General features: G+C 63.7%; 1 protein-coding gene. It reads left to right on the top strand.

Going from position 1 to position 1,161, the window contains the following annotated elements; all coding sequences use genetic code 11:
• Positions 1-200 precede the first annotated feature (200 nt).
• Complete coding sequence (locus ABVQ20_RS40430) at positions 201-1,139, top strand: IS110 family RNA-guided transposase (RefSeq protein ID WP_354465427.1); 939 nt, start codon at positions 201-203, stop codon at positions 1,137-1,139.
• The last annotated feature ends 22 nt before the right edge of the window (positions 1,140-1,161 follow it).

The raw sequence follows: 1,161 nt of genomic DNA, 5'->3' as shown, positions 1-1,161 counted from the left end.
GCCACCTTGTATCTACACGAGAGAGATTTCGTGGGATTGAAGCGATTGAGCCAAGGTCCGGGCGGCCGCCCGGACCTTGGCTTGGCGAAGTCGCCCGTACCACCTGAGGTTACAGCCGCGGGAGAGCTTGGGATCTTCGCCTTCGTCACGCACGACCGAACAGTCGCTTGGTTCCAACCGTACGCACAAGGCAGGTTACCGTGAACAAGGTCATTTGTGGAGTTGATGTTTCGAAGGATTGGCTGGACGCGCATGTCTGGCCCGGCGGAGCGGCCGAGCGCTTCGCCAATGACACGGCGGGGATAGCAGCTCTTTGCCTGTTCTGCCGCAGCCATGGTGCAGCCCTTGCGGTGATGGAGGCGTCGGGCGGCTATGAGCGGCTGGGCTTCATGCTTTTGTCGGCGCACGGCATGCCGTGCGCTCTGGTCAATGCCAGAAGCGTGCGCCGCTTCGCCGAGGCGATGGGCTATCTGGAGAAGACCGACCGGATCGACGCTGCCGTCATCGCCCACTACGGCGCAGTCAAGAAGACGGTCCCGACGCCACCGCCCAGCACTGCCCAGCAGCGCCTTGCCGCGCTGGTTGGGCGGCTTTGCCAGGTTGTCGGCGATGCCACTATCAACAAGCAGCGCAAGAGTGCCGCACGCGATGCCGAGACATGCGCCAGCATCGAGGCCATGCTGGCCTTCCTCAAGCGCGAGGAGCGGCGCCTGGAAGGCGAGATCGCCTCTATGATCGACGACGATCCGCTGTGGGCCAGGCTGGGATCGGCCTTCCGTTCGCTCAAGGGTGTGGCCGGCCGCACCGTTGCCCGCCTGATGGCCGAACTGCCCGAGATCGGCCTCATCTCCAACAAGGCCATCGCCAAGCTGGCAGGCCTCGCCCCCATCGCCAATGACAGCGGAAGGCGCGCCGGCAACAGGCATGTGCGCGGCGGGCGCGCAGGGCCGCGTGGCATCCTCTTCATCGTCGCAGCCATCGTGGCCAAGTTCGATCCGCATCTCAAAGCGTTCGCTCAACGGTTGCAGCAGGCGGGAAAGCCCAAAATGCTCATCCGCATCGCTCTCGCCCGAAAACTTCTCGTCATCCTCAATGCAAAAGCACGCGACGCGCGCAACGAGTTCGCAAATGCAACTTGACACCCCAGATAGTCGCTCTCCC

Source organism: Mesorhizobium shangrilense (assembly GCF_040537815.1).
GTDB classification, from domain to species: Bacteria; Pseudomonadota; Alphaproteobacteria; order Rhizobiales; family Rhizobiaceae; genus Mesorhizobium; species Mesorhizobium shangrilense.
The sequence above is the reverse complement of the archived record's forward strand: the minus strand, read 5'-3'. Positions and strand labels throughout refer to the sequence as shown.